This window comes from Kitasatospora sp. NPDC036755, from assembly GCF_040636595.1.
Lineage (GTDB): Bacteria > Actinomycetota > Actinomycetes > Streptomycetales > Streptomycetaceae > Kitasatospora.
Window position 1 is genome coordinate 1 of record NZ_JBEZUT010000454.1, and the last position, 5318, is coordinate 5318.

Here is a 5318-nt window from a genome sequence, read left to right on the forward strand (position 1 = left end):
AGCGCGGGCGCGGCCGGCAGCCGCTCCAGGCCCGGGACGGCCCCGGCGGGCGCGCCGGGGCCGGGGTCCATCGTCGCCGTCTTCCTCGCCACCCGTGCCACTCCCGACGTCATCCCGCGCTCGGCATCCGACGCTCGGCTTCCGGTGCCCAGCCTCCGGAGCTCCTGAGGAGCTCGGCGGAGGCGGCCCGGGACGGGCGCCCTGTCTGCGAAGCGTAGTTCGACCGTCCGGCTCAGCCGAGGTGACATCCGGTCGTACGAATCGGCAAATCACCCCAACGACTCAACGCACGCGGCCGGCCGTCCCCCGACCGGCCGCCTCCGGCCCGGAAGGACCGGTAGGGCCGGAAGGGCCGGTAGGGCCGGAAGGGCCGGGCCCCCGAGGGACCGGAAGCGGCCGGACCTGCTCAGGCCTCGAACGGCCGGGCCGGCCAGGGCGAGTCCGCCGGGCGCAGCGCGTCCAGCCCGTCCGGGCCGGTGAGCGCGGCGTGCACGGCGAGGGTTCCGGTGACCAGGGTCGGATTGTGCAGCTCCCCGGCCTGGATCAGCCGGATCAGCTCCGGCACGGGCACCCAGGCGACCTCGATCTCCTGCTCCTCCCCCTCGGCCGCGTAGCGCTCGCCCTCGGCCGGCGCCAGGTCGGTGGCCAGGAACATCCGCAGCGCCTCGTCGGTGCCGCCCGGGGAGGTGTAGTAGTCGGCGAGGATCCGCCAGGTGCCGGCCTTGCAGTAGGCCTCCTCGTACAGCTCGCGCTGCGCGGCGTGCCACGGGTTCTCGCCGGGCACGTCGAGCAGGCCGGCCGGCAGCTCCCACAGCCGCTGGCGCACCGGGTGGCGGTACTGGCGCAGCACCAGCACCCGCTGCTCGGCGTCGAGGGCGAGCACCGAGACCGAGCCGGGGTGGGTCTGGTAGTCCCGGCGGGCCCAGCTGCCGTCGGGCATCCGGACCTCCTCGCTGCGCACCCCCGTGACCTTGCCCTGGAACGGGGTCCCGCTCGCCCGGACCTCCCACTCCTCGGCCACGTCGAAGATCCCCTGGCGGCCCTGCTCGTCCATCGCTCTCCCCTTTTCGTCAGTACGACACAATCTAACGCCGAACGGCGGCCCCGCGGGAATCGCGGGGCCGCCGTCCGGTGAACGACCGGGGAGGACTACTCGGAGACCGCGGTCTTGATCTCGATGGCCGCCTTGACCAGGCCCGCGAACAGCGGGTGCGGGCGGGTCGGACGGGACTTCAGCTCCGGGTGGGCCTGGGTGGCCACCAGGTAGGGGTGCACCTCGCGCGGGTACTCGACGTACTCGACCAGGTCGCCCTTGGGCGAGAGGCCGGAGAACACCAGGCCGGTCTTCTCCAGGTCCGCGCGGTAGGCGTTGTTGACCTCGTAGCGGTGGCGGTGGCGCTCCTCGACGTACTGCTCGCCGTTGTACACCTCGCGCACGATCGAGCCCTCGGCGAGCTTGGCCGGGTACAGGCCCAGGCGCATGGTGCCGCCCAGGTCGCCCTTGCCGTCGACGATGGCCAGCTGCTCGGCCATGGTGGAGATGACCGGGTGCTTGGCGGCGGCGTCGAACTCGGTGGAGTTGGCCTCCGGCAGGCCGGCCAGGTTGCGGGCCGCCTCGATGACGACGCACTGCAGGCCCAGGCACAGGCCCAGCAGCGGCACCTTGTTCTCGCGGGCGAAGGTGATGGCGCCGACCTTGCCGTTGACGCCGCGGTCGCCGAAGCCGCCGGGGATGCAGATCGCGTCGACGTCGCCGAGCTGCGCCTGGGCGCCCTCGGGGGTCTCGCAGTCGTCCGAGGTGACCCACTTGATCTCGACGCGGGCGTTGTTGGCGAAGCCGCCGGCGCGCAGCGCCTCGGTCACCGACAGGTAGGCGTCGGGCAGGTCGATGTACTTGCCGACCAGGGCGACCTTGACGATGTGCTGCGGCTCGTGGACGCGGCGCAGCAGGTCGTCCCAGGTGGTCCAGTCGACGTCGCGGAACGGCAGGTCCAGGCGGCGCACCACGTAGGCGTCCAGGCCCTCGCCGTGCAGGACCTTCGGGATGTCGTAGATCGACTTGGCGTCGATGGCCGCGACCACGGCCTCCTCGTCCACGTCGCACATCATCGAGATCTTGCGCTTGATCGCCTGCGGGACCTCGCGGTCGGCGCGCAGCACGATCGCGTCGGGCTGGATGCCGATGTTGCGCAGGGCGGCGACGGAGTGCTGGGTGGGCTTGGTCTTCAGCTCGCCCGAGGGGCCGATGTACGGCAGCAGGGAGACGTGCACGAAGAAGACGTTGTCCCGGCCGACCTCGTGGCGCACCTGGCGGACGGCTTCCAGGAACGGCAGCGACTCGATGTCGCCGACGGTCCCGCCGACCTCGGTGATCACCACGTCGACGTCCTCGGTCGCCATCCGGCGGATCCGGGACTTGATCTCGTTGGTGATGTGCGGGATGACCTGGACGGTGTCGCCCAGGTACTCGCCGCGGCGCTCCTTGGCGATGACGGTCGAGTACACCTGGCCGGTGGTGACGTTCGCCGAGCCGTGGAGGTTGGTGTCCAGGAAGCGCTCGTAGTGGCCGATGTCCAGGTCGGTCTCGGCGCCGTCGTCGGTGACGAACACCTCACCGTGCTGGAACGGGTTCATGGTGCCCGGGTCCACGTTGAGGTACGGGTCGAGCTTCTGCATCGTCACGCGCAGGCCGCGGGCCTTGAGCAGCGCACCGAGGCTGGAGGCGGTGAGCCCCTTTCCGAGAGAAGAGGCGACACCCCCGGTGACGAAGAGGTGCTTGGTCGTCACGGCGCGGCCGTTCGCTGCCTTGCCGGAATGGGGCTGTGCCAAGAGGGGGCTCCCGTGGGTCGCGTGTCGAAGCAGACGTGGGCGGGAGGCTCGGGGTTCGCCGGGCGACGGAGGCCGGCTCGGTGCGCGGCGCTCGTTGGTCGTCGGTTCGGCTGGTCCGGGGCGTTTGATCCCGCCGGTCCACGGGATACCAGGGTATCAGTGCCCTGACCCGGACGCCGTTCGGGCCGCGCGCGCCGCGCCGGGAGCGCGCGCGGGGCGCACCACCGGCGCATCAGGAGGCGCAGCCGTCACACCGGTCGCACAACCCACCGGACCGGGCCAGAGCGCGGTGTCCGTCCGGACCATGCCGTCCCCTCCGCCCGGACCAGGCGGAGGTGATCCTTCCGGACCATCCTGCGCGGCGCCCTCACGATGCACGGCATTTCCGCCGAATTGCGGCGCCACACCGGGCTGCGTCCGCGTGCTTCGCCCCTTTCGTCCGTCGTAAGCTGCTCGGACGCATCGCCGACAGCACGAGCACGCGGAGGGCGTGGGAGGGTCAGGACACTCCCGGTCCCCGATGCGCGACCGGACCTCCCCGTATTCCAAGCCCATCCCCACCCACTCCAGGGGCTCGACCGAGCCCCGCGGACACTCCAGCAGGGCCTGCCACCACCCCCGGCAGGCCGGACGTCCCGGGGTGGACATCCGGCCCCGCAGCCCGCTCGCTCCCTCCGCTCGCCGATGCCCTGACCACATTGCGAACTGGAGATCCACGTGGCCGGCCGTATCGAGGACTACGCACTCATCGGGGACATGCAGACCGCTGCCCTGGTCAGCAGGGACGGGGCGGTGGACTGGCTCTGCCTTCCCCGCTTCGACTCGCCGGCCGTGTTCGCCGGCCTGCTCGGCACCGATGAACACGGCTTCTGGCGGATCGGCCCGGCCGAGGCCGTCCTGACCGAGGTCCCCGCACCGGCCGCCGCCACACCCCCCGCCGGCGCCGGCCGCACCCGCCTCGCCGACACCGCCGACCTGCGGGTCCCCCCGCCCACCGCCGCCGCCCCCGCGCTGCCCGCCGACCGCCGCCGCTACCGGGGCGACTCGCTGATCCTGGAGCAGGAGTGGGACGCCCAGGGCGGCACCGTCCGGGTGATCGACTTCATGCCGCTGCGCCCGCTGGCCGGCAAGGACGCCGTCCCCCAGGTGATCCGGATCGTCGAGGGCGTCTCCGGCACCGTGCGGATGCGCTCGGCGCTGCGGATGCGCTTCTCCTACGGCCGGGTGGTGCCCTGGGTGCACCGCGTCGAGCAGCCCGACGGCGGCCACCGCACCGTCGCCATGGCCGGGCCCGACTCGGTCTGGCTGGACGGCGAGGCCGAGACCTACGGCCGTGACCTCACCACCTACGCCGACTTCACCGTCACCGCCGGCGAGCGGATCGCCTTCGCCCTCACCTGGCAGGCCTCCCACCTCGACCCGCCCCGGACCCCGGACGCCGAGGAGCTGCTCGACGCCACCGCCGACTTCTGGCACGAGTGGGCCGACCAGTGCACCTACCAGGGCCCCTACCGCGAGGCCGTGATCCGCTCCCTGATCACCCTCAAGGGCCTCACCTACGCCCCCACCGGCGGGATCGTCGCCGCCCCCACCACCTCGCTGCCCGAGGACATCGGCGGCGAGCGCAACTGGGACTACCGCTACACCTGGCTGCGCGACGCCGCCATCACCCTCTCCTCGCTGCTGCGCACCGGCTACCGCGAGGAGGCCCGCGCCTGGCGCGAGTGGCTGCTGCGCGCCGTCGCCGGTGACCCGGAGAACCTCCAGATCATGTACGGCATCGCCGGCGAGCGCGAGCTCACCGAGTCCTCGCTGGACTGGCTGCCCGGCTACGAGGGCTCCCAGCCCGTCCGGGTCGGCAACGGCGCCGCCGGACAGCTCCAGCTCGACGTCTACGGCGAGGTCGTCGAGGCCCTCCACCTCGCCCACATGACCGGCCTGGTCCGCAACGACCACGCCCACCAGCTCCAGCTGCGCCTGATCGACTACCTGGAGGACCACTGGCAGGAGCCGGACGAGGGCATCTGGGAGGTCCGCGGCCCGCGCCGGCACTTCGTCCACTCCAAGGTGATGGCCTGGGTCGCCGTCGACCGCACCATCAAGCTGCTGGAGCAGACCCCCGAGGACGCCTCCGGCGGCCACCTGGAGCGCTGGCGCGAGCTGCGCGCGCAGATCCACGCGGACGTCTGCGAGAAGGGCTACGACCCCGAGCGCAACACCTTCACCCAGTACTACGGCGGCAAGGAGCTGGACGCCTCGCTGCTGCTGATCCCCCAGGTCGGCTTCCTGCCCCCGGACGACAAGCGGGTGATCGGGACCATCGAGGCGATCCAGCGCGAGCTGTCCACCGAGGACGGCTTCGTGCTGCGCTACCCGACCCACGACGAGTCGGGCAACAACGTCGACGGCCTCTCCGGCCACGAGGGCGCCTTCCTGGCCTGCTCGTTCTGGCTGGCCGACGACCTCGCCATGATCGGCCGGGTGCAGGA

The 5318-nt window shown here is 72.3% G+C and carries 3 protein-coding genes; 1 reads left to right on the plus strand and 2 read right to left on the minus strand.

Translation table 11 applies throughout. The annotated features are described in order from the left end of the window. Positions 1–406 precede the first annotated feature (406 nt). Both AB0E96_RS37780 and AB0E96_RS37785 read right to left on the minus strand, forming a co-directional pair. Positions 407–1054 (minus strand): NUDIX hydrolase, encoded by a 648-nt coding sequence (locus AB0E96_RS37780; RefSeq protein WP_359830872.1) that lies wholly within the window; start codon positions 1052–1054, stop codon positions 407–409. Positions 1055–1149: 95 nt separating this feature from the next. Then, positions 1150–2787 carry a CTP synthase gene (locus AB0E96_RS37785; RefSeq protein ID WP_359830875.1) on the minus strand — a complete coding sequence of 546 codons (1638 nt, stop codon included), beginning with the start codon at positions 2785–2787 and terminating at the stop codon, positions 1150–1152. Positions 2788–3546: 759 nt separating this feature from the next. Between AB0E96_RS37785 and AB0E96_RS37790 the strand changes: the two genes are divergently transcribed. After that, a partial coding sequence (locus AB0E96_RS37790; RefSeq protein ID WP_359830877.1) for a glycoside hydrolase family 15 protein occupies positions 3547–5318 on the plus strand: 1772 nt, incomplete at its 3' end.